The sequence below is a fragment of the Microbacterium sp. NPDC058269 genome (assembly GCF_042881445.1).
GTDB lineage: Bacteria > Actinomycetota > Actinomycetes > Actinomycetales > Microbacteriaceae > Microbacterium.
Window position 1 is genome coordinate 74,554 of the sequence record NZ_JBHVXT010000005.1, and the last position, 20,968, is coordinate 95,521.

The window sequence follows — 20,968 nt, forward strand, 5'->3', positions numbered from 1 at the left end:
TGTGTGAGCGCGGGGACGTCGGCGGCGGAGCCTTCGAGTATGAGCCGCTCGTGTCGCCGCAATGATACTCGGCGGGTCTGGGGGCGGGCTGTCGGGAGGGGCGCTCACACGGGTTCCTGGACAGGGGAGGGTAAGGTTCTTCTTTGTGACGCCCTCCCCACACGTTGACCCTGCCGTGCCTGTCGCGGCCGGAACACGGATCGCCGACAGTGCCGACGTCTCCCCGGATGCGACCATCGGAAGCGGAAGCTCGATCTGGCATCTGGCGCAGGTCCGAGAGAACGCCATCCTCGGTGAGAACTGCATCATCGGACGCGGCGCCTACATCGGCACGGGCGTGCGCATGGGCGACAACTGCAAGGTCCAGAACTACGCGCTCGTGTACGAGCCGGCAATCCTCGGCGCCGGTGTCTTCATCGGACCCGCCGTGGTCCTCACGAACGACACGTATCCGCGCGCGGTCACTCCCGACGGACAGCTGAAGTCCGCGCACGACTGGGAGCCTGTCGGAGTCGCCATCGGTGACGGCGCGTCCATCGGCGCACGGGCGACCTGCGTCGCTCCGGTGACCATCGGCGCATGGGCGACGGTCGCGGCCGGCGCCGTCGTCGTCAAAGACGTCCCCGACTTCGCGCTCGTCGTCGGAGTTCCGGCGCGCCGGGTCGGGTGGGTCGGCAAAGCCGGCATGCCGCTGACGGAAACCGAACCCGGCGTCTGGGTGTGCCCGACGACCGGCTCCCGCTATCTCGAGACAGATGGCGTTCTCGCATTGGAGGAACAATGACGGAATTCATCCCCGCGGCGAAGCCGCTGATCGGTGACGAGGAGCGAGCGGCCGTCGACCGTGTGCTGCTGAGTGGCATGGTGGCACAGGGCCCGGAGGTCGCGGCATTCGAGAAGGAGTTCGCCGACCACTTCGTGGACGGGCTCCCCGTCATCGCGGTCAACTCCGGGACCTCTGGCCTCCACCTGGGGCTGCTCGCTGCGGGCGTCGGTCCCGGTGACGAGGTCATCGTCCCGTCCTTCACTTTCGCGGCCACCGCCAACGCGGTCGCGCTCACGGGGGCCACTCCCGTGTTCGCCGATATCGAGCCGGACACCTTCACGCTGGACCCGGCGGCCGTTGCCTCGGCGGTCACGGAGCGCACCCGCGGCATCCTTCCGGTGCACCTCTACGGCCACCCCGCGCGGATGACCGAGCTCGGCGAGATCGCGGCGGATCGCGGCCTCGCGCTCTATGAGGACGCCGCACAGGCGCATGGCGCCGCTCTCCACGGCCGCCCCGTGGGCACGTTCGGCACGATGACGATGTTCTCGCTGTACCCGACCAAGAACATGACGAGCGGTGAGGGCGGTATGGTCGTCACCGCCGACGAGGAGACTGCGCGCCGGGTTCGATTGCTGCGCAACCAGGGCATGGAGCGTCAGTACGAGAACGAGCTGATCGGCTTCAATGCGCGGATGACCGACATCCACGCCGCGATCGGACGCGTTCAGCTGACGAAGGTGGATGCCTGGACCGAGACACGTCGATCGAACGCCGCGTTCCTGAATGCCCATCTGTCGGGCGTCACCGTTCCTCCGGTCGCGGTGGGGGCGCGGCACGTCTACCACCAGTACACGATCCGCGTCGAGGATGACCGAGACGGATTCGTGAAGGCTCTCAAGGAGGAGTACGCGGTCGGCAGCGGCGTGTACTACCCGATCCCCAACCACCGGCTCCCGTCGCTCGAGCGGTATGCGCCCGGCCTCGACCTCCCCGAGACCGAGCGTGCGGCGCGTGAAGCGATCTCACTCCCGATTCATCCCTCGCTCTCGGCCGCGGATCTCGACCGGATCGTCGCCGCGGTGAACGCTCTCGCCGGAGCCGGCAGCTGATGGCGACTCTGAAAGCTGGTCTGCTCGGCGTCGGATCGATGGGACGTCATCACGCGCGGATCCTTCGCGACATCGAAGGAGTCGAGCTCGTCGCCGTCGCAGATCCCGGTGGCGACCCCTATCGCGTGGCAGGGGGCATCCCCCTCCTTGCGAACGTCGACGAGTTGATCGCCGCCGGTATCGATATCGCCGTCGTGGCGATCCCGACGCGTTTCCACGCCGAAGCCGCGCTCACCCTCGCCGACGCCGGTGTGCATACCCTGGTGGAGAAGCCGATCGCGGACGACAGCGCCTCGGGTCACCGTGTGAGCGAGGCCTTCGAGGCGCGGGGTCTCGTCGGGGCCGTCGGCCATGTCGAACGGTTCAATCCTGCGCTCCAGCAGCTTCGTCGCCGACTCGCCGAGGGGGATGCCGGAGCCGTCTATCAGATCGCCACGCGGCGACAGAGCACCTTCCCGGCACGTATCGGCGATGTGGGGGTGGCCAAGGACCTCGGTACCCACGACATCGACCTCACCGCATGGGTCGCTCAGTCCGTGTATTCCTCGATCAGTGCACAGACCGCGTTCAAGAGCGGTCGTGAGTTCGAGGACATGATCGCGATGACCGGTCGCCTCGAGAGCGGCATCATCACCAACCACCTGATCAACTGGCTCAGCCCCATGAAGGAGCGGGTGACCCTCGTGACGGGGGAGCGCGGCACGTTCGTCGCCGACACCGCCACCGGGGATCTCACGTTCCATGCGAACGGAACCGAGCTGTTCGAATGGGATTCGGTCTCCACGTTCCGTGGCGTGTCCGAAGGGGACGTGACGCGGTTCGCATTCGCGAAGCGAGAACCGCTCCGCGCGGAGCTCGAGGCATTCCGCGACGCCGTCCTCGGCCAGCCCAGCGAACTGTCCACCATGAGCGAGGCGGTGCACACCCTTGAGGTCGTCGAATCCGCCCTCGAGTCCGCTCGCGACGGCGGAAGGCTGGTGCGCATTGGGCGCGAACAGCACTGATCTCCTCGTCGTCGGGTCGGGCTTCTTCGGCCTCACCATCGCAGAACGCGCGGCTCAGGCCGGACGGAAGGTGACGGTCATCGACCGCCGTCCTCACATCGGCGGCAACGCCTACAGCGAGGCCGAACCGGAGACGGGCATCGAGGTGCATCGCTACGGGGCGCACCTGTTCCACACGTCGAACCCGACGGTGTGGGAGTACGTCAACCGATTCACGGCGTTCACCAGCTACGTGCACCGCGTCTACAGCACGCACAAGGGCACCGTCTTCCCGATGCCGGTGAACCTGGGCACGATCAACCAGTTCTTCCAGTCCGCGTACACCCCGGATCAGGCCCGCGCACTGATCAAGGAGCAGGCGGGGGAGTTCGACGCGAAGACGGCTGCCAACTTCGAGGAGAAGGGCATCGCCCTCGTCGGTCGCCCGCTGTTCGAGGCCTTCTTCCGCGACTACACGGCGAAGCAGTGGCAGACCGACCCGCAGAAGCTCTCCGGCGACATCATCAGCCGCCTTCCCGTGCGCTACACGTACGACAACCGCTACTTCAACGACACATGGGAGGGCCTTCCGGCGGACGGCTACACGGCGTGGCTCGAGCGGATGGCTGATCACCCCAACATCGAGGTGCAGCTGAATGTGGACTTCTTCGACGAGTCCCAGCCCTTCAACAAGACGGCCACGGTCGGGCAGGTGCCCATCGTCTACACGGGACCCGTCGATCGGTACTTCGACTACACAGAAGGCGCCCTCAGCTGGCGGACCTTGGACTTCGAGCAGGAGGTCCTCGACGTCGGCGACTTCCAGGGCACGAGCGTGATGAACTACCCCGACATGGACGTGCCGTATACGCGCATCCATGAGTTCAAGCACTTCCACCCGGAGCGCAAAGACGTCTATGACTCCGACCGAACCGTGATCATGCGGGAGTTCTCGCGCTTCGCCGGACGCGAAGACGAGCCGTACTACCCCGTGAACACCGCGGCCGATCGCGGTGGCCTCCTGGCGTATCGCGAGCTCGCCAAGGGGGAGGCAGACGTCCACTTCGGCGGACGCCTGGGCACCTACCAGTACCTCGACATGCACATGGCCATCGGCTCGGCGCTGTCGATGTGGAACAACAGTCTCTCGTAGACTCGACATCGTGAGTCACGCTGCTGTCGGGGCGCCCGGGACGCCCCGGCGATATCTGCATTCGTTGTGGCTGCTGTCGTCGCGTGACCTGAAGGTCCGCTATTCGACCAGTCTCCTCGGCTATCTCTGGTCGGTGCTCGATCCGCTCGTCATGAGCGCGATCTACTGGTTCGTGTTCACCCAGGTGTTCAAACGCGACGTCGGGGAAGAGCCGTACATCATCTTCCTGATCAGCGCTCTGCTGCCGTGGGTGTGGTTCAACGCGTCGGTGTCGGACTTCACCCGCGCATTCAAGAAAGACGCCCGTCTGGTGCGATCCACCGCCATTCCGCGCTCGATCTGGGTGAATCGCATCGTGCTCAGCAAGGGCATCGAGTACCTCTTCTCGCTGCCGGTCCTGGTGCTGTTCATCGTGGTGAATCTCTTCGTCGAACTCGATCCGGGGCGCACCGTGCATGTCGGCTGGGGCATCCTGTGGATGCCGGTGGCGATGATTCTGCAGACCATCCTCCTCATCGGACTCGGCCTGCTCGTCGCCCCGCTCTGCGTGCTGTTCGTCGACCTCGAACGCACGACGGCGCTGATCCTCCGCGCGATGTTCTATGCGACGCCGATCATCTACAACGTCACCGATCTTCCCGGGATCTTCCAGACCCTCGGCGCTTTCAACCCTCTCGCGGGGATCATGATGCTCTACCGCATGCCGTTCTTCCCTGACCAGTGGAATCCGTTCACCCTGACGATCAGTGTCATCATGAGTCTGCTGATCCTCGGCCTCGGCATCTGGACCTTCCGGAGCCTGGAACGACCAGTGCTGAAGGAGCTGTGATGCGCTCGGCCATCGAAGTCCAGGGCCTCGGCGTCCACTTCCGTCGTAACAGACGCGGGAGCCGCAGTTTCAAGGATCTCTTCGCGGGAGCGTCGCGTCGCTCCCGTCCCGGTGAGTTCTGGGCGCTCCGTGGCGTCTCCTTCTCCGTCGAGCCAGGGGAGTCCATCGGTGTCGTCGGGCGCAACGGGCAGGGCAAGTCGACACTTCTCCGGCTGGTCGCCAAAGTGCTGCTCCCTGATGAGGGAACGGTCAGCGTCAACGGGGGAGTGGCTCCGCTCATCGAGATCACCGGCGGCTTCGTCGGCGATCTCACCGTGCGGGAGAATGTCCGACTGACATCGGGCCTGCACGGGATGTCGCGCGAGGAGGTCACTCGCCGCTACGACGGCATCATCGAGTTCGCCGAGCTCGCCGGATTCGAGGACACCCCCTACAAGCACCTCTCGAACGGGATGAAGGTGCGCCTGGCGTTCGCGGTGGTCTCGCAGCTGGACGAGCCGATCCTGCTCGTCGACGAGGTGCTGGCGGTGGGCGACAAGGCGTTCCGCGAGAAGTGCTACACACGCATCGACGAACTGCTGGCGGAAGGACGCACGCTCTTCTTCGTCAGCCACAACGAGCGCGACCTCCGGCGCTTCTGCACTCGCGGGCTGTACCTCGACAAGGGCGCGCTGGTTCTGGACGCGCCGATCGCCGAGGTCCTCGACAGGTACAACGCCGACTACAACTCGTAGACCCCGCTCCAGCGCCAGGGCTCGCGGTCAGAGTCCGACGATTCCCTGCAGCTTCGACACGGCCTCGCGTGCGGCGCTCACCGCGTCAGCGGTGTCGGAACCCGCCGAGACGGCGGCGTTCAACTCCGACAGGCGCTGTGCGTATGCGGTGACGCCGTCGCGCCACTGCGCTTCGATCGTCGAGGGCGGCTGGGCGTCGGAGAGACGCCGAGCGTCCTGCTCCAGTGTGTCGACGACCGCGAGTGCGGCCTCGCCCGTCTCCGCGACGATGATGTCGAGCCCGCGAGGAGCATCTGTCAGCCAACCGCCCACCCGCTCGCGGAACACCTCGATGGTCGGATCTGCCGGTGCGGGCTGAGTCACTTCGGGGGTCTGGGTGGGGGACAGGGGCGGAGGTGCCGTCTCGTTCGCGGAGGGTCCGGGAGAGCCGCTCGCGCCCGGTGCGGGCGCATCGCCACGCGGGACGAGGAAGAAGAGCGTTGCGCCGATGATGGCGACCGCGGCGAGGACGATTCCGATGATTACCCAGATCCGGCGCCTGTTCTTGGGCTTCGGCGTCATCGGCGCCCATCGGAGCTCGGGAGTCTGCTCGCTCATCACGCGCCTTCCAGCGGTGCCATGGGCTGCCACGAGCGGTCGCGGCTGATCTTGCGACCTTCCTTGAGCCCGCGGAACAGGTTGCTCGTTCCGCGGACGGTGCGCTCGACGAAGAAGAGGCGGATGAGTTCCTTTGCGAAGGTCATCGACGTGCCGAGGCCGAAGAGTACGGGGTTGTAGTTGTCGTGAACCCGGTAGTAGTGCTTGATGTAGGCACGATTGCGCATGATGTAGAAGCGGTAGGCGTTGCTCGAGGCGTTCATGTGGCGGATGCCCATGTCCCACTGCTTGATCTCGCGCGTGCGGCGCAGCACGAACTCGTCGACGATGACGGCCGTGGTCTTTCGCGAGGCGAGCCAGCCGTACATCTGGTCATCCCAGTAGATGAAGAAGCGGTGGTCGGGCAGGCCGATCTGCTTCACGATCGAGCGGTGGATGAACATGCCCTCGAAGCATCCGCTGTTCATCTCCTTGAACCCGGACGCGTCGAAGCCCGACGGCGCGAAGGGAATCGGAATGCCCATGCGCTCCGCGATGCGGTACTGCCAGTAGAACTCGCTGCCGTCGTAGTCGTACCGGCGGCCCTGGATGCTCTTGAAGCGAGGAGCCCATTTGCCCATCTTCGCCAGACCGTCGGGCACCACCTCGACGTCGTCGTCCATCATCCAGATCCACTCGGATCCGAGTTCGTAGGCGGTGCGCATGCCCTCGCTGAACCCGCCGGAGCCGCCCGTGTTGGTCTCGAGGCGTCGGTACACGATCTCGGTGCCGATGTTCTCGCGGAACGACTCCACGACGTCGGTGGTGTCGTCGGAGGAGGCGTTGTCGATGATCACGACGCGTCCCGGCTTCGGGTCCATCGCCGTGATGCTGGTGAGGAGTCCGGTGAGCAGATGCGACCTGTTGAAGGTGACGACGACGATCGTCGCCGCCTTCGGATCGAATGCAGCGGGCGCCGCGGTCATACCTTCTCCTCGAAGATCGATTAGCAGTTCAGGGGTCTGAGGGCTACGGGGCCACGGACCACCGTCGGGACGATGCGGGACATGACGAGCCGTGAGTAGCCTACCGTCCGCTGCCTTCGTATCCGCGGAGAGGCTCGCCTCGGGCGCAGAGCGGCGATGGTTAGACTGGCTGCGATGAAGGTACTGATCACCGGCGGCGCCGGATACATCGGATCCACGGTCGCCACCGCGTGCATCGAGGCGGGGATCGACGTGGTCATCCTCGACGACCTCTCCAAGGGGCTGCGAGCCTTCTGCGAGGGTCGTGAGTTCTACGAGGGCGACATCGCCGACTCTGCGGTCCTGGCCCGAGTCCTGGCGGATCACCGCGATATCGATGCGGTCGTCCATTGCGCCGCGCGCATCGTCGTGCCCGAATCCGTCACCGACCCTCTGGGCTACTACGACACCAACGTGGGCAAGACCATCGTGCTGCTCCAGCATCTCCGCGATGCGGGGATCACGCGCATCGTGTTCAGTTCCTCGGCCGCGGTGTACGCGGGGGAGAGCGGCCAGGGGGCGGACGAGAGCAGTCGGCTCGCCCCCTCCAGCCCGTACGCCACGACGAAGGCGATGGTCGAGCAGATCCTGAAGGATGCGGCGTCGAACGGCGACTTCCGGGCGATCGCTCTCCGCTACTTCAATCCGATCGGTGCCGACCCGCAGATGCGCACCGGACTGCAGAACCCCTTGCCCTCGCACGCGCTCGGGAAGATCATGCAGTCCCGCGCCGCCGGCGAACCGTTCTCGATCACCGGCAATGACTGGCCGACGCGAGACGGCTCCGGCCTGCGCGACTACATCCACGTCTGGGACCTCGCGCTCGCGCACGTCGCGGCCGTCCAGAGGTTCGATCAGGTCGCGACGATCGACCAGCCCTATCAGGTGATCAACATCGGTACCGGAGAGGGTGTGACGGTCCGCGAGCTCGTCGCCGCCTTCGAGCGCGTCACAGGCGAGTCCCTTCCCCTGGTAGAGACCACCCGCCGACCCGGAGACCAGGCGGGCGCCTTCGCGATCGTCGATCGTGCGGCCGCTGTGCTGGACTGGCACGCCGAGCGCTCGGTGGACGATGGCGTCCGAGACGCGATCACCTGGGCCCAGAAGCTGCCCTCTGTGCGCTGAGCCGCTCCCGGCTACTTCTGAGGCCGCAGCGTCGGGATCGCGCCAGTGTGCGCGGCATCGATGTTCTCGCGCCAGGAGCGCGACTGTCCGGCGCGCAGCGCGCAGAGCACGAGCATGAACCATCCTGCGCCGACCAGGGTGAAGCTCTCGAACATCGAGTCGACGGCGAGGGTCACGAGCATGATCGGGGTCCAGGCGTAGACGACCGAGCGGCGGGTGCTCGCGACGAGCCAGGAGCGGATCAGAGCGATACCGCCCAGAAGCAAGAACACCACCAGGCCGGCGGTCCCGAGCTGCAGGAGCACGTCGAAGAAGGCGTTCAGCGCGCTCTGATGGCGGTCGTCGAGCTGGAAGTTGATGTACGTGAACGGGTACTCGCCGCGGGCCCAGTCGCCGAACCAGCCCCAGCCCTGGATCGGCTTCAACGCGACGAAGTCCAGGATGGTGTTCCACAGCGAGCCGCGGAGCGAGAAGTCGGAGCCGGCGTCGAGCAGGGCGATGATCTGGTGGCGCAGCACGAAACCCGCAGCGAGAGCGAGGGTCACCACGACCCCGAGCATCCATTGCACGATCGTGCGTCGCTCCGGAGGGGCATGGCGGACGATCGTGAGAGCCACGGTGACGACGCCCACGGCGCCCGCCAGGACGAGGACGGTCGGCGAGGACGAGAGCACGGCCAGGAAGCCGGCCAACGCGATCGACACCACGGCGAGCGGGGCGTTCACCGACTGCGTGCGCCACTCGATCACGAACGTGATCAGTGCGATGACCGCGATGAATCCGAGCATGTTGCGACTGCCGAAGAGACCCTGGATGGGGCCCCCTGCAGCGAGGTTCCCTTGGATGCCGAGGAAGGTGAACGGCAGATCGAGAAGCACGCCGGACAGGATCTCGACGGCGAGCGAGGCGGCCAGGAGTACGCGGAGCGTATCCCCGATGGCGCGCACGGTCTGGAGCGTGTCGCGGATGTGTCCGATCGTGATGGCCAGGAACGCATAGCCGAAGAGTGACATCCACCCGAAGACCGTGTCGGACTTGTCGGTCGTCCAGAACACGCTCACGAGTGCCCAGGCGAGGAACGCGAGCAGCGACGAGGGTGCGATGCGCAGCAGCGAGAGCTCTTCCCGACGGACCCAGAGGATCGCGGCACCCATCAGGCACAGCGCCGCGATGATCGTCGCCAGTGTCACGGCCGATGTCATCTGCCGGATCGCGTACGACCCGAACACCGCAGCCAGCGCCGCGAGCGTGAACGCCCGGGCCAGCTCCACCGATCCGAGCAGGCGGACGATCGGACGCACCGGTGTCACGGCACCCGCCGCTGCCGAGCGCCGCGTTCGAACAGGAGGTCGCGCTCGCCGACCCCGACCAGCGGCACCGATTTGAGCTTGAACGACAGGAGCACCAGCAGCATCCAGCCCCACAGCATGATCGGAGTGGACTCGGAGAAGCCCTGCACGAGCAGCACCACCGTGAACAGGCTGGGAAGCAAGGTCAGCGGGGAGAACGGCCGCTCACCGTCGAGATCCCAGCGGGGGCGGTCGACGGCGAAGAACCAGGAGCGCCACAGCAGCGTGCCATATGCGACGGCCATCAGCAGGACTCCGACGACGCCGAGCTGGAGCAGCACGTCCAACCACATGTTGTGGGCGTGGAACACGGTGATGCCGTGATCGGTGATCCACTCGTCGAAGGCGGGATCGGTGGGGATCCAAGGGCTCGAGAACCCGTTGCCGAAGACCGGGTGCTCGCCCGCGCGTTCCAGCACCTTCGTCCAGATCTTGTCGGAGCGGCCGGTCAGATCGGCACTGCGCCCGAGAAGCCCCAGCAGCGGCTCTCGAAGCAGCCAGATGCTCAGCGCCGCGAGCGCCGTGCCTCCGATGGCGACCACATAGATGCGCGTGCGGGCGCCGGGTGTGCGAGCGCGCCGCATCAGGAGCGCGACGACGAGGACCAGGCCGACTGCGGCCGCGCACACGAGTGCGGTGGCTGACGCCGTCCGGAACAGGAAGTAGGCGGCGAGGAGCATCCACAGCGCCAGCGTGGTGCGCCAGCGGGCTCGTGCGGCGAACAGCACCCCGAAGGTGATGATGGCGAAGAGCGAGATGATCGCCAGCAGGTTGGCGTTGCCGACGATGCCCTGGATCCTGCCGCCGTCGAACAGGTTGTCGCGCACCCAGTACCACTGGGGGTCGATCTTCCCGTCCGGCAGGGTGAGGAAGTTCGGCAGCAGCGGACCGTGCAGCACCAGGGAGACCCAGAGCTCGATCGCCAGAGAGAGGCCGAGGATCCACTTGAACGCGGACGACAGTGCCCGCACGATCTCATGCCAGGTGAGCACGTGGGCGATGAAGAGGCCGTTGACGGTGACGGCCGCGAGCAGGACCCAGGTGATGACCGTCGGGCCGCGCCACTGCGACCAAGCGACCGACACGAGGGCGAGGGTCGTGTAGCCGAGCGCTGTCCAGGGCAGTCGACGCCAGCGGAACGGCTGCGGGCGGTTGCGGGCGAGCATCGGGATGCCGATGGCGAGTGTGGCCAGGGTGAAGACCCCGAGCGTGATCGCGGCGCCGTTCTGCCCGAGCAGGTTGTAGACCGCGGAGTGGGCGAACGTCACGAAGAGGACGAGGATCGCATACCCGCGCAACATCAGATGCCCCGTCGACTCGCGCTCCGGCGCGGTGGGCGGGGCAGACACCGGATGCTTCGTGTACTGGGCCATCGCGTTCAGGCTACCGCGCCGCGCTCCGGGCGTCGCTGAACGCCGCAGCGCGGCTCTACGCTGGTGGCATGCTGCTGAGCCTCACGAACACGCCCCGCGACTACGCCTGGGGATCGGACTCGCTTCTCGCCGCACTCGAAGGGCGCACGCCGACCGGTGCGCCGGAGGCCGAGGTCTGGTTCGGCGATCATCCCGGCGACCCCGCCGATGTGGCCGGCGGCGGCACCCTCGACCAGATCACCGGAGGTACGCTCCCCTACCTCCTCAAGCTGCTCGCCGCAGGGCGCCCGCTCTCGATCCAGGTGCACCCGACGATCGAGCAGGCCCGTGACGGCTGGGCGCGGGAGAGCGGCCTGGCCGCTGACGACCCGCAGCGCAACTACCGCGACGAGAACCACAAGCCGGAGCTCCTCGTGGCGCTCAGCGAGCGATTCGAGTCGCTGAGCGGACTGCGTCCGGTCTCCGACACGCTCACCCTGTTGGACGCGCTGGATGACAGTGACGGCGTCCAGCAGCTGCGGACGCGCCTGAGCGCCGAGGGCGATGTGCTGCGCGATGTGATCGCCTGGCTGCTCGGCGGCGGAGCGCGCACCGAGGTCGACGAGATCATCGCGGCGATCATCACGGCCTCGGCGCAGGCTGACGCGGGGGAGTGGAGCGCGACGCTGCGCGCGATCGCGGGTGTGGCGGAGACGTATCCGGGCGATCCGGGCGTCGTCGTGGCGCTCCTGATGAACCACGTCGTGCTGACGCGGGGGGAAGGCGTGTTCCTGCGCGCCGGTCTTCTGCACGCGTACCTCTCCGGGCTCGGGGTGGAGATCATGGCGGCGAGCGACAACGTCCTGCGTGGCGGACTCACCCCCAAGCGCATCGACGTCCCGGAGCTCCTCTCGATCCTCGACACCACCCCGGGAGAGGTGCCCGTGCTGCGGGGGGCTGGCGAGGGAGCGGTCATCTCCTACCCCGTTCCTGTGTCCGACTTCGCTCTCGAGCGGGTCGTCGTCGACGGTTCCCCGATCAGGCTCGAGGTCTCGGGGCCGACGATGGTGCTCGCAACGGACGGACAGGTGACTGTCACCTCGAGCGACGGCGAGCAGCTCGCTGTCGCCGTCGGCACCGTCGCCTTCGCCGATCCCGGAGAGACGTCGATCACCGTGTCCGGTGTCGGCGAGGCGTTCGTCGCCGGCCCCGGACATCGAGTAGCGCGCCCCTAGCCGGGCGTACGACACGCCGAAGACAGCTCAAGAACTTTAAACAGCTGCTTGAGGGTTTACGATCCGCGACTTGACCGGAGCGAATGACACGGGTGTAATTAGTCATGCGCACGGCCCGCCGGGGGGCGGAGACAGGGTTGGAGATCGAGATGACGGGTTACCGTTCAGACGTACCGGAGAACTGGTTCGTCGATCCGATCAACCTCGGCGTTCCCGGGGTTCGACGTACCGACGCCGCCGACGATGACAACGCTCTCGCCTGGCAGAGCGATGCGCTCTGCTCGCAGACGGACCCCGAGGCCTTCTTCCCGGAGAAGGGCGGATCGACCAGAGACGCCAAGCGGATCTGCACCTCGTGCGACGTCCGCGGCGAGTGCCTCGAATACGCTCTCAACAACGATGAGCGGTTCGGCATCTGGGGTGGGCTCTCCGAGCGCGAGCGCCGGAAGCTCAAGCGCCGCGCGAGCTGAATCGGCCCCGCGCCTCGAGGTCGGGTGGCTTCGCGGGCGCGCCGCATGCAGTGCGCTGACGTCGGCTCTCGCCCGCATAGGCTGGCCACGTCATGCCAGCCCGAGTTCACGCCATCATCGTCGCGCGCACTGGATCCTCTTCCCGAGCGCAACTCCTCCGCACTCTCGAAGCGCTGCGCGCTCAGACGACTCCCGCCGACGCCGTGACTCTCGTCGTGTGCGGCGATGCGTCGTCGGTGCGCGAGAGCGAGGTGGTGGCGAGCACTGTCGAGGGGATCATCGAGGCACGTTCCGCCACGTCGTTCGCGGAGGCCGTGGAACTCGCCAGGCCCCGGGTGCCCGAGGGATCGGCGATCTGGCTGCTCGCGCAGGACACGACTCCGCACCCGCGGGCGCTGGAGCGTCTGAGTGGGACGCTGGAGCGCTCACCCTCCGCGGCCATCATCGCTCCCAAACTCGTCGCCACGGACAACGATCGCGAGATCGTGTCGCTCGGCGTCAGCATGACGACCCTGGGCCGCTCGGTCGAGCTCGCGGCAGGGGAGCTCGATCAGGGCCAGCACGACCGTTCGGACGACGCTCTCGGCGCGGACGTGCGCGGCATCCTCATCCGCGGCGAGGTCCGCGACGCCCTGCGGCCGGATCCCGCTCTCGCCGGAGCCGACGAGGGCCTTGACCTCGGTGTCCGCGCGCGTCTCGGCGGCGGCCGTGTCGTGCTCGCGCCCAGCGCGCGCGTCTCCGTCTCGCCTGGTGGTCCCGCGGCGCTGCCGTCCGGCCGATCGCGCCGCGCCTTCGTCACCCGTCTGGCTCAGCTCCACCGGCGCCTCGCCTACGCTCCCGCGCTCGCCGTGCCGCTGCACTGGCTCAGTCTGCTTCCGCTCGCGGTGTGGCGCTCCGTCACCGACCTCGTCGGAAAGCGGCCGGAGGCCGTCCTCCCCGAATGGGGTGCAGCCCTCACCGCGATGTTCCGGTTCGGCGCGATCGCACGCTCTCGCGCCGGGATCCGGGCGTTCCGGACTTCCAGCTGGGCCAGCATCACGCCCCTGCGGGTGACGTCGTCCGAGATGCGACGGCGTCTGGACGACGGCCACGGCAGCGAAGGAGGCGCGGTCAGCGAGCTGCGATTCTTCTCCGGAGGCGGAGCCTGGGCCGTGCTCGCGGCGTTGGTCGTCAGCATCGCGTCGTTCACCAGTCTGCTGGCGTGGCCGACGCTGGGCGGAGGGGCACTGCTGCCTCTTCGCCAGACGGTCGCCGGGCTCTGGAGTGACGCGGCGTGGGGGGTGCGCGATGTCGCCCTCGGCCTCGTCGGTCCTGCTGACCCCTTCGCCGCCGTGGTGGCGGTGCTGGGTTCCCTCTGGCCTGCCGGTCCGTCGTTCGCCATGGTGCTGCTGTGGATCCTCGCCCTCCCGCTCGCCGTCCTCGGCGGGTGGTTCGCCGCCACGCGCGTGACCGACCGCGAAGGCCTCCGGATCTTCGCGGGAGTAGCATGGGCGCTCGCTCCGACCTTCCTCACCGCTCTCGTCGACGGGCGCCCGACCGCGGTGCTGGTGCACCTCCTGCTTCCGTGGCTCTTCCACAGCGCCGTGGTCGCGCACAGGTCCTGGGGAGCGGCCGGAAGCGCCTCTCTGCTTCTCGTCGCCGTCATCGCCTGTGCCCCGTCACTGGCACCCGCTCTCGCCCTGCTGTGGATCATCGCGCTGGGCATCGTGTTGGGAACCGCGCAGTTCCGGGGCGCGGGGCGGCTGCTCTGGCTCCCGGTGCCGACCATCGCGCTCTTCGCTCCGCTCGTGATCTGGCAGCTCGCCCACGGCACCCCGTTGGGGCTCCTGGGCGACCCGGGTCTCATCTGGGCCGGCCCTCAGGCCGCAGCGGATGCCACTGGGCGCATCGCCCTCGCGGGCGGTTTCCCGACGTCGGGACTGGCCGGATGGATGGATGTCGTCCCCGAGGCCGTCGCGGTGTGGGCACCGTTGCTGTGCGCCCCCATCGCCGTGCTCGCGCTCGGCGCGGCAGTGGCGCCGCGGTGGCGGGCGGGTATCACGCTGCTCGTCGTCGCGCTCTCGGGTCTCGCGACGGCTTTCCTCGCGGTCGGCATCACCGTGAGCTTCGCACAGGGCGCCCCGGTCGCGGTCTGGCCGGGTGCGGGTCTGAGTCTGGCGTGGATCGGCGTCGTCGGCGCCGCCCTCGTCACCCTGGACACCGCCCTCACCCTTCCTCGGCTGCGGTTCGCCGCAGCCGTCGTCGCGGCGGCGGCGCTGGCGGTCTGCGCGGTTCCCGCGCTCAGCGCGTTGCACATGGAACGTTCGGCGCTCACGAACGGGCCCGATTCGACGCTGCCGGCGTACGTCGCGGCGCAGGCCGCCGGCGATAGGCCGGTCGCGACACTCGTGCTCACCCCCCAGAACGACGGTGGACTCGCCGCAGAGGTGGCCTGGGGAGCCAGCGAGACCCTGGGTTCGCAGTCGACCATGATCTCCACCGCCGTCGAGCCGCAGGGGTCCGACATCTCGAGTCTGGCTGTGGATCTCCTCTCTGCCCGCGAGTTCGACGCCCCGGGAGAGCTGGCGGCGAAGGGCATCAGTTACGTACTGGTCGCCCGGGTTCCCGGCGAGGGGGACAAGGCGAGGACCCTTCGCACCGTGGCGGTCGCCTCCATCGATGAGCGCGCCGGTCTCGTGCATGCGGGGACCACCGACCGTGGTGTGCTCTGGAGGCTGGAGGCCGAAGCCGCCGCGCAGCCGTCCCTGACATCCGCCCAGCAGGGCACTGCACGACTCGTGATCACTCTCCAGCTGCTGGCGGTCTTCGCCGCCCTGCTGCTGTCGATCCCGACCCGGGCATCGCGGCGCGCGGCTCGTGCCCAGTCCCGTATCGTCGGTCGAGTGCCCGACGAGCCGATCGTCCTTCCCCGGCATGCGGAGGACAGGGAGCTCCTCGAGGACGTGCCGGTCGGCACGATCGAGGATCCCCAGGACGAGCCCGCCCTGAACGACGAGGCGCTGGCACCTATCGCCGAGCCTGTGATCGATGACGCATCCAGACTGAACGGCGATACGTCGACGGGCGACGACGAACAGCACCCGACGTCGACCGAGGAGGACCGATGAGCAACGGGAACCGCGCATTCCGAGTCGTCGCGACCGGCGCTCGTGTCATCACGGGGGTCGCCGTCGTCGCTGCCTGCGTGGTCGGCGTCGCGGCCGCCGTGCACGCCCCGTGGCCGGTCGTCGCGCACGAGCCCGCTCAGGTCGTGGTCACTCCCGCTCCGGGCGACAGCACCCTCGTCTGCAACGGCGATCTCCGGGCTCTCGGGCGCGACTCTTCAGCTCCGCTGGATATGCTCTCCGCGTCTTCGCCGAGTCTCACGACGGGTGGCACCGGCGGGGATCCCGCATCGGAGGGCCTCGCGGTGACCGACACCCCGGATGCCGGCGATCCGCAGGTGCTCACCGGCCCTGTCGACGGGCGCACGGCACCGCTCATCGCCGGATCCGAGTCGTTCACGATCGCTGCCGACGACCTCGCGGGATACGCCGCTCTGCCCTGCGGGGTGCCGCGGTTGGAGTCGTGGCTGGTCGGGGGGAGCATCGACACCGGCACCGAAGACATCGTGACGCTCACGAACGCGGCCGAGGTCCCCTCCACCGTTACTCTCTCGGTCTACGGCCCCGCTCGGAGCACGCGTACCGTCATCGTCCCGGCCCGGTCGCAGACAGCGCTGCCCCTCACCTCGTTCGCCACCGGCAATGACGTGCCCGTGGTGAAGGTGAGCGCGGTGGGTGCCCCCGTGCGGGCCGCTCTCCAGTCGTCGCTCGTACGCGTCCTCGATCCGGCGGGCATCGATCTCCAGGACTCGGTCGCGGGCCCGCAGCAGAAGCTCGTGTTCACGGGTGTGCAGGCGTTCGCGGCCAGCGGCGACGATGCGGAGATGGCGGTCCTGCGAGTTCTCTCGCCCGGTGTCGACGCACGCGTCCAGGTGAAGGTCCAGGCGCAGGGTGCGACGGGCCCCGCTGATGAGTTCACCGTTCCGGTGGATGCCGATCTGCCCTCTCAAGTGTCGCTCTCCGGGCTCGAGCCCGGTCAGTACACGGTCGAGATCGAATCCGACGTGCCGCTCATCGCCGGGGTCAGACAACAGGACGGATTCGGTCTGGACTCGGATTTCGCCTGGGTGATGCCCGCGCCCGAGATCGATGTGGATGTGGTGTTCGCTGTCCCCGCCGGCCCCGACGCCCGACTGCAGGTGGCGAACACCTCGGACCGGGAGGCGACGGTCACGCTCGAGCCCCTGGGCGGCGGCCAGTCCCAGGAGATCGTCGTTCCGGCGGGGGAGACCGGCGGCATCGAGGTCGCGGACCGGATGACCTATCGGATGCAGACGACCGCTCCGGTGCATGCGGCAGTGAGCCTCGCCGCCCCCGGCGCGCTCGCAGTACTGCCCGTCCAGCCGAGCGCCGGGGGAGAGAAGCCGGTCACGGTCTATCCCTGACCGGGGACGGGGTTCTCGGCGACCCGAGGGTCAGTGGTCGTGGCCGAGATCCCAGGGCTCGCGACCGACATACTCCGCCGCAGCCCGGAACACGGCGCTCTCGATCGCCATGCGTCGGTGTGCGGCGTCGTCGTGCCCGGGGGGCAGGAGCCGCTCGATGGGAAGGCGGAACAGCACGATACGCCGGTTCTTCCGGTCGAGGTACCAGCGCGGCACCTCTTCCGTCGCGTCGAACCCCGGGATCGCTCCGATCTCGAACCGGACGTCCTGCAGCTCCGGCCACGTGCCGCGGAGGAACTCGACGGCGGTGCCGACGGTGAGGTCGAATCGGTCGATGCGGCCGTCGAGCGGAGCCAGCGGCGGCCGCACGACCTCGCTGCGTCCGAGACGCCCGTGCCGTCCGTGCCGCGCACCGCGCCGAGGGGCTGCGGAGGTGTGAGTGGCGCGGCGACGGGGCATGACGAAAGTCTAGGCGGTGCCCGGCCGGCTCGGCGCGGCATCCGCCGTCGCGGCGGGCTGCGCCGTACGCTGACGGAGATGGACGGACGACTGTGCTCGAAGGTCGGCTGCGCGCGAGAGGCCGTGGCCACCCTCACCTACGACTACGGCGACCAGATGGCGGCCCTCGGCCCGCTCGGCGCCGCGAACGATCCCCAAGCCCATGACCTGTGCTCACCGCACGCGGATCGGATGTCGGTCCCCGCGGGCTGGCTCGTCGTACGTCACGAGGCCCTCCGCGCCTGACCTCCACGCCGACATCGTTGTGTCGACACGCGGCAGTACCCGTCGGGGCGGATCCGAAGTCTGGATACGCTGACCGCAGGCGTGCCAGGGCGGCGCGGCCGGAAAGGCACTCGTGATCGTCTGGCGTCGCTGGATCTTCCCCCTGCTTCTCGTTCTGGTCTTCGGAGCGTGCGCCGCCGCGCTCGTCAAGATCGCCTTCTTCCCGGACCGCGCCGAGAGCGTGGTCAGCCCGGAAGCCGGGATCACGGACCCCGTCGTGGTGGTGGAGCGCGGTTCGGTGGTGAACGCGCTGAGTCTCAGCGGGAACGTGGCGCGCGACGACGCCTACACCGTGCGCGGTGAACTCAACGGCACAGTGCTCGCGGTGCACGTGGGGGAGGGAGCGACGGTGGCCGCCGGACAGAAGCTCTACACCGTGCGCCAGGAGGAGCCGCGCAAGGACATCGACGTGCTCGCGCCCGAGGCGGGCGACGTGTCGGAGTTCGCCGTGGTCAAGGGCCAGGCCGCCACGGTCGGCATCGAGACGTACACGCTCACGCCGGCGAGGTACCACCTGCTCGCCACCGTCGACCCCGTGCAGCTGTATCGCCTCGTCAACGCGCCGACGGAGGCGACGGTCGCCATCACGGGAGGCCCCGCACCGTTCGCCTGCACCGGGGTCGGGGTGCAGGTGACGGCCGAGGGCACGGCGAACGTTCGCTGTGCCATCCCCGTCGATCAGACGGTCTTCGCCGGGCTCCCCGCGACGATGGATCTCGCCCTGGGCCAGGTCGACGATGCGCTCGTGATTCCGGTCACCGCCGTCCAGGGCGGCGCAGGGTCCGGCAAGGTCTGGGTCGACGCCGGCGACGGCTCCGAGCCCGAGGAGCGGGCCGTGACCCTCGGCGTCAATGACGGCGTCATGGTCGAAGTGACAGAGGGCTTGGCGGAAGGCGACAGCGTCCGCCAGTTCGTGCCCGGCTTCGTGGCCCCGGTCGAGGAGTTCTGCTACGAGGTCTCCCCGGGAGTGGAGCAGTGCGACAGCGGGATGAGCTGGTGAGTCTCGTCGCGCTCGACGACGTCTCCAAGAGCGTCCTCCTTGCCGACGACTCGCGTCTGGAGATCCTCCGCGGGATCACCCTCGAGGTGGGTGCCGGAGACCACGTCTCCATCGTGGGGCGGTCGGGGTCGGGGAAGTCGACGCTTCTCAACATCCTGGGAATGCTGGATGCCCCCACGTCCGGTTCCGTCGCCTTCGAGGGGCGGGAGGTGGGGCGGATGCGCTCGGGCCGACTCGACCGTCTGCGCGGGGACAACGTCGGCTTCGTCTTCCAGCAGTTCAACCTGCTCCCCGGTCGCACGGCGATCGACAACGTCATGATGCCGCTCGGCCATGCCAAGGGCCGGATGTTCTGGAACCGTCGGCAGATCGCGGCTGACATGCTCGAGCGGGTCGGTCTCGGGCATCGTGTGGAGCAGATCGCGGACAAGCTCTCCGGCGGCGAGCAGCAGCGGGTCGCCATCGCGCGGGCCCTTGTGCGCCGACCCGTGCTGATCCTCGCGGACGAGCCGACGGGCGCGCTCGACATCGATACCGGCGCATCGGTGATGTCGCTCCTCGACGAGGTCGCGACCGAGACGGACGCCGCGCTGGTCACCATCACCCACGACCTCCACGTCGCCGCCCGCGCGCGTCGACACTACCGGCTCGACGCCGGACGCCTGGAGACCGCGGACCTCAGCCGTGCTTTCGAGGCCTCGACCCTGGCGGCCTCTGTACCGTCTGCGCCTCCGGAGGTCATCGGATGACCGGCTTCCTCGGCGCGCTCTCCGATGCATGGGCGGAGATCCGCGTGCACAAGCTGCGCGTGCTGCTGAGCCTGATCGGCATCGCGGTGTCGGTGGGGGCTCTCACCGCCGTCGTCGCGTTCTCCGAATATCAGCGTCAGTTCCAGGCGGAGCAGTCCGACCGCTGGGGTGGGCGTGCAGCGACCGTCGTCGTCGCCGTCAGCAGCGATGACGGCGTCCCCGTCGACGCCGACGAGTTCGATGCGCGTTTCAGTCGTGTCTCCGAGCGTTTCGGGTTCAGTCACACCGCCCGCATCTCGCAGGGGCTCATCCTCGGCGTGCAGCTCCCCGACGGCATAGCGCAGGTTCCCGCGCGTGTCATGGATCCCGCGTTCTCGCAGATCCATCGGGAGCGGCTTGTGGAGGGGCGCTGGTTCCTCGACTCGGACATCGAGGCGATGGCGCCCCCTGTCGTGATCACGGAGCCGCTCTGGGATCGCCTGGGACGCGTGCCGCTGTCTCAGCATCCGACCCTCACGCTCAGCGGCCCGGCCGGTGGCACCTACCAGGTGATCGGCATCACGCCCCGCCAGGGCTTCGGTGATGAGGAGCTCCGTGTCGATCTGCTCTACGAGGCCTACCGCGCCCGCGTGGATGCGCTGCCCGCCGATGCTTGGACGCAGTACGAGATCTGGATGGGGACGGGACAGGTCGACGAGATCGCGCCGGTGCTCGCGATGGATCTCCGGGCAGGGCTGCCGGAGGGCCAGACGGTCACGGTGAACAGGTCCGACTGGGCGGCGCAACCCGGAGCACTGGACGCCCAGGCGACGTTCGAGATGATCACCGGGGGCATCGCCGCGCTGATCCTCGCACTCGGCGCGCTCAGCCTGATCAACATCCAGCTCGTGGCCATGCGTCAGCGGGTGCGTGAGATCGGCGTCCGGCGTGCTTTCGGAGCGAGCTCAGGACGTGTCTTCTTCGCGGTCTTCTTGGAAAGCCTGGTCGCGACGACCGTGGCCGGAGTGATCGGGATCGCGATCGTCGTCGCGGTGCTGCGCTCGGAGTGGGTCATCACCTCGTTGTTCTACGGGATCCAGGACATTCCGCCCTTCCCGATGCGTGCGGCGCTCATCGGACTCCTCGCCTCGGTGATCGTCGGCGCGGTGTCGGGCTTCATCCCCGCGCTGGTCGCTCTGCGGGTGAAGGTCATCGACGCGATCCGCTTCTGACACATGCGTGAAGCCGGCCTCGTCGTG

The 20,968-nt window shown here is 68.2% G+C and carries 20 protein-coding genes; 15 read left to right on the plus strand and 5 right to left on the minus strand.

The window, feature by feature from the left end:
• The first annotated feature begins 145 nt into the window (after positions 1-145).
• From ACFVWL_RS18550 to ACFVWL_RS18575, 6 genes are read left to right on the plus strand one after another with little or no spacing between them, the layout of a single operon-like run.
• Entirely contained in the window at positions 146-784 is a 639-nt protein-coding gene (locus ACFVWL_RS18550; protein WP_387186031.1) for an acyltransferase, read from the plus strand.
• Positions 781-1,878, plus strand: coding sequence for a DegT/DnrJ/EryC1/StrS family aminotransferase (locus tag ACFVWL_RS18555; RefSeq protein ID WP_387186033.1), 1,098 nt, complete (start codon positions 781-783; stop codon positions 1,876-1,878). The genes ACFVWL_RS18550 and ACFVWL_RS18555 overlap by 4 nt, the downstream gene beginning before the upstream one ends.
• Complete coding sequence (locus ACFVWL_RS18560) at positions 1,878-2,882, plus strand: Gfo/Idh/MocA family oxidoreductase (RefSeq protein WP_387186036.1); 1,005 nt, start codon at positions 1,878-1,880, stop codon at positions 2,880-2,882. Before ACFVWL_RS18555 ends, ACFVWL_RS18560 begins: the two co-directional genes overlap by 1 nt.
• Positions 2,863-4,014, plus strand: coding sequence for a UDP-galactopyranose mutase (gene glf / locus ACFVWL_RS18565; protein WP_387186039.1), 1,152 nt, complete (start codon positions 2,863-2,865; stop codon positions 4,012-4,014). Before ACFVWL_RS18560 ends, glf begins: the two co-directional genes overlap by 20 nt.
• A gap of 10 nt (positions 4,015-4,024) precedes the next feature.
• The gene (locus ACFVWL_RS18570; protein ID WP_387186041.1) at positions 4,025-4,843 is read left to right on the plus strand and encodes an ABC transporter permease; all 819 of its coding nucleotides are present in this window, start codon (positions 4,025-4,027) and stop codon (positions 4,841-4,843) included.
• Positions 4,843-5,577: an ABC transporter ATP-binding protein gene (locus ACFVWL_RS18575; RefSeq protein WP_387186044.1), complete on the plus strand. Its 735-nt coding sequence runs from the start codon at positions 4,843-4,845 to the stop codon at positions 5,575-5,577. Before ACFVWL_RS18570 ends, ACFVWL_RS18575 begins: the two co-directional genes overlap by 1 nt.
• 27 nt (positions 5,578-5,604) lie before the next feature.
• Here the strand turns inward: ACFVWL_RS18575 and ACFVWL_RS18580 are convergent, their stop codons facing one another.
• Together ACFVWL_RS18580 and ACFVWL_RS18585 are read right to left on the minus strand one after the other, a co-directional pair.
• A complete protein-coding gene (locus tag ACFVWL_RS18580) occupies positions 5,605-6,174 on the minus strand; it encodes a hypothetical protein (protein WP_387186046.1) in 570 nt (189 codons plus the stop codon).
• Positions 6,174-7,139 carry a glycosyltransferase family 2 protein gene (locus ACFVWL_RS18585; RefSeq protein WP_387186048.1) on the minus strand — a complete coding sequence of 322 codons (966 nt, stop codon included), beginning with the start codon at positions 7,137-7,139 and terminating at the stop codon, positions 6,174-6,176. The genes ACFVWL_RS18580 and ACFVWL_RS18585 overlap by 1 nt, the downstream gene beginning before the upstream one ends.
• A gap of 174 nt (positions 7,140-7,313) precedes the next feature.
• On the opposite strand from ACFVWL_RS18585, the gene galE reads away from it, so the two are divergent.
• The gene (galE, locus tag ACFVWL_RS18590) at positions 7,314-8,303 is read left to right on the plus strand and encodes a UDP-glucose 4-epimerase GalE (protein WP_387186050.1); all 990 of its coding nucleotides are present in this window, start codon (positions 7,314-7,316) and stop codon (positions 8,301-8,303) included.
• 11 nt (positions 8,304-8,314) lie between these two features.
• On the opposite strand, the gene ACFVWL_RS18595 is transcribed toward galE, so the two are convergent.
• Both ACFVWL_RS18595 and ACFVWL_RS18600 read right to left on the minus strand, forming a co-directional pair.
• Complete coding sequence (locus ACFVWL_RS18595; protein ID WP_387186053.1) at positions 8,315-9,613, minus strand: O-antigen ligase family protein; 1,299 nt, start codon at positions 9,611-9,613, stop codon at positions 8,315-8,317.
• Positions 9,610-11,025: an O-antigen ligase family protein gene (locus ACFVWL_RS18600; RefSeq protein ID WP_387186056.1), complete on the minus strand. Its 1,416-nt coding sequence runs from the start codon at positions 11,023-11,025 to the stop codon at positions 9,610-9,612. Before ACFVWL_RS18600 ends, ACFVWL_RS18595 begins: the two co-directional genes overlap by 4 nt.
• A gap of 68 nt (positions 11,026-11,093) precedes the next feature.
• Here ACFVWL_RS18600 and manA point away from each other — a divergent pair, with 68 nt between their 5' ends.
• From manA to ACFVWL_RS18620, 4 genes are all read left to right on the plus strand, one after another.
• Positions 11,094-12,239 (plus strand): mannose-6-phosphate isomerase, class I, encoded by a 1,146-nt coding sequence (gene manA / locus ACFVWL_RS18605; RefSeq protein WP_387186059.1) that lies wholly within the window; start codon positions 11,094-11,096, stop codon positions 12,237-12,239.
• A 149-nt stretch (positions 12,240-12,388) separates the two neighbouring features.
• Positions 12,389-12,709, plus strand: a complete 321-nt coding sequence (locus ACFVWL_RS18610) for a WhiB family transcriptional regulator (RefSeq protein ID WP_081603945.1) — start codon at positions 12,389-12,391, stop codon at positions 12,707-12,709.
• A gap of 92 nt (positions 12,710-12,801) precedes the next feature.
• The gene (locus tag ACFVWL_RS18615; RefSeq protein ID WP_387186062.1) at positions 12,802-15,816 is read left to right on the plus strand and encodes a glycosyltransferase; all 3,015 of its coding nucleotides are present in this window, start codon (positions 12,802-12,804) and stop codon (positions 15,814-15,816) included.
• Positions 15,813-17,198 (plus strand): DUF5719 family protein, encoded by a 1,386-nt coding sequence (locus ACFVWL_RS18620; RefSeq protein ID WP_387186064.1) that lies wholly within the window; start codon positions 15,813-15,815, stop codon positions 17,196-17,198. Before ACFVWL_RS18615 ends, ACFVWL_RS18620 begins: the two co-directional genes overlap by 4 nt.
• 30 nt (positions 17,199-17,228) lie before the next feature.
• Here the strand turns inward: ACFVWL_RS18620 and ACFVWL_RS18625 are convergent, their stop codons facing one another.
• Positions 17,229-17,657 carry a hypothetical protein gene (locus ACFVWL_RS18625; RefSeq protein ID WP_387186066.1) on the minus strand — a complete coding sequence of 143 codons (429 nt, stop codon included), beginning with the start codon at positions 17,655-17,657 and terminating at the stop codon, positions 17,229-17,231.
• 78 nt (positions 17,658-17,735) lie between these two features.
• Here ACFVWL_RS18625 and ACFVWL_RS18630 point away from each other — a divergent pair, with 78 nt between their 5' ends.
• From ACFVWL_RS18630 to ACFVWL_RS18645, 4 genes are all read left to right on the plus strand, one after another.
• On the plus strand, positions 17,736-17,942 hold the full coding sequence (locus ACFVWL_RS18630) for a DUF3499 family protein (RefSeq protein WP_387186068.1): 207 nt from the start codon (positions 17,736-17,738) through the stop codon (positions 17,940-17,942).
• A gap of 112 nt (positions 17,943-18,054) precedes the next feature.
• Positions 18,055-18,981 carry an efflux RND transporter periplasmic adaptor subunit gene (locus tag ACFVWL_RS18635; protein ID WP_387186071.1) on the plus strand — a complete coding sequence of 309 codons (927 nt, stop codon included), beginning with the start codon at positions 18,055-18,057 and terminating at the stop codon, positions 18,979-18,981.
• A complete protein-coding gene (locus tag ACFVWL_RS18640) occupies positions 18,978-19,730 on the plus strand; it encodes an ABC transporter ATP-binding protein (protein WP_387186074.1) in 753 nt (250 codons plus the stop codon). The genes ACFVWL_RS18635 and ACFVWL_RS18640 overlap by 4 nt, the downstream gene beginning before the upstream one ends.
• Positions 19,727-20,941: an ABC transporter permease gene (locus tag ACFVWL_RS18645; RefSeq protein WP_387186077.1), complete on the plus strand. Its 1,215-nt coding sequence runs from the start codon at positions 19,727-19,729 to the stop codon at positions 20,939-20,941. The genes ACFVWL_RS18640 and ACFVWL_RS18645 overlap by 4 nt, the downstream gene beginning before the upstream one ends.
• Positions 20,942-20,968: the final 27 nt, after the last annotated feature.

Excerpts from the sequence above, each read along its gene's own strand:
- ACFVWL_RS18555 (WP_387186033.1), top strand. The coding sequence starts at position 781 with ATGACGGAATTCATCCCCGCGGCGAAGCCGCTGATCGGTGACGAGGAG.
- ACFVWL_RS18560 (WP_387186036.1), top strand. The coding sequence starts at position 1,878 with ATGGCGACTCTGAAAGCTGGTCTGCTCGGCGTCGGATCGATGGGACGT.
- ACFVWL_RS18575 (WP_387186044.1), top strand. The coding sequence starts at position 4,843 with ATGCGCTCGGCCATCGAAGTCCAGGGCCTCGGCGTCCACTTCCGTCGT.
- ACFVWL_RS18580 (WP_387186046.1), bottom strand. The coding sequence starts at position 6,174 with ATGAGCGAGCAGACTCCCGAGCTCCGATGGGCGCCGATGACGCCGAAG.
- ACFVWL_RS18585 (WP_387186048.1), bottom strand. The coding sequence starts at position 7,139 with ATGACCGCGGCGCCCGCTGCATTCGATCCGAAGGCGGCGACGATCGTC.
- galE (WP_387186050.1), top strand. The coding sequence starts at position 7,314 with ATGAAGGTACTGATCACCGGCGGCGCCGGATACATCGGATCCACGGTC.
- ACFVWL_RS18600 (WP_387186056.1), bottom strand. The coding sequence starts at position 11,025 with ATGGCCCAGTACACGAAGCATCCGGTGTCTGCCCCGCCCACCGCGCCG.
- manA (WP_387186059.1), top strand. The coding sequence starts at position 11,094 with ATGCTGCTGAGCCTCACGAACACGCCCCGCGACTACGCCTGGGGATCG.
- ACFVWL_RS18610 (WP_081603945.1), top strand. The coding sequence starts at position 12,389 with ATGACGGGTTACCGTTCAGACGTACCGGAGAACTGGTTCGTCGATCCG.
- ACFVWL_RS18615 (WP_387186062.1), top strand. The coding sequence starts at position 12,802 with ATGCCAGCCCGAGTTCACGCCATCATCGTCGCGCGCACTGGATCCTCT.
- ACFVWL_RS18620 (WP_387186064.1), top strand. The coding sequence starts at position 15,813 with ATGAGCAACGGGAACCGCGCATTCCGAGTCGTCGCGACCGGCGCTCGT.
- ACFVWL_RS18625 (WP_387186066.1), bottom strand. The coding sequence starts at position 17,657 with ATGCCCCGTCGCCGCGCCACTCACACCTCCGCAGCCCCTCGGCGCGGT.
- ACFVWL_RS18630 (WP_387186068.1), top strand. The coding sequence starts at position 17,736 with ATGGACGGACGACTGTGCTCGAAGGTCGGCTGCGCGCGAGAGGCCGTG.
- ACFVWL_RS18645 (WP_387186077.1), top strand. The coding sequence starts at position 19,727 with ATGACCGGCTTCCTCGGCGCGCTCTCCGATGCATGGGCGGAGATCCGC.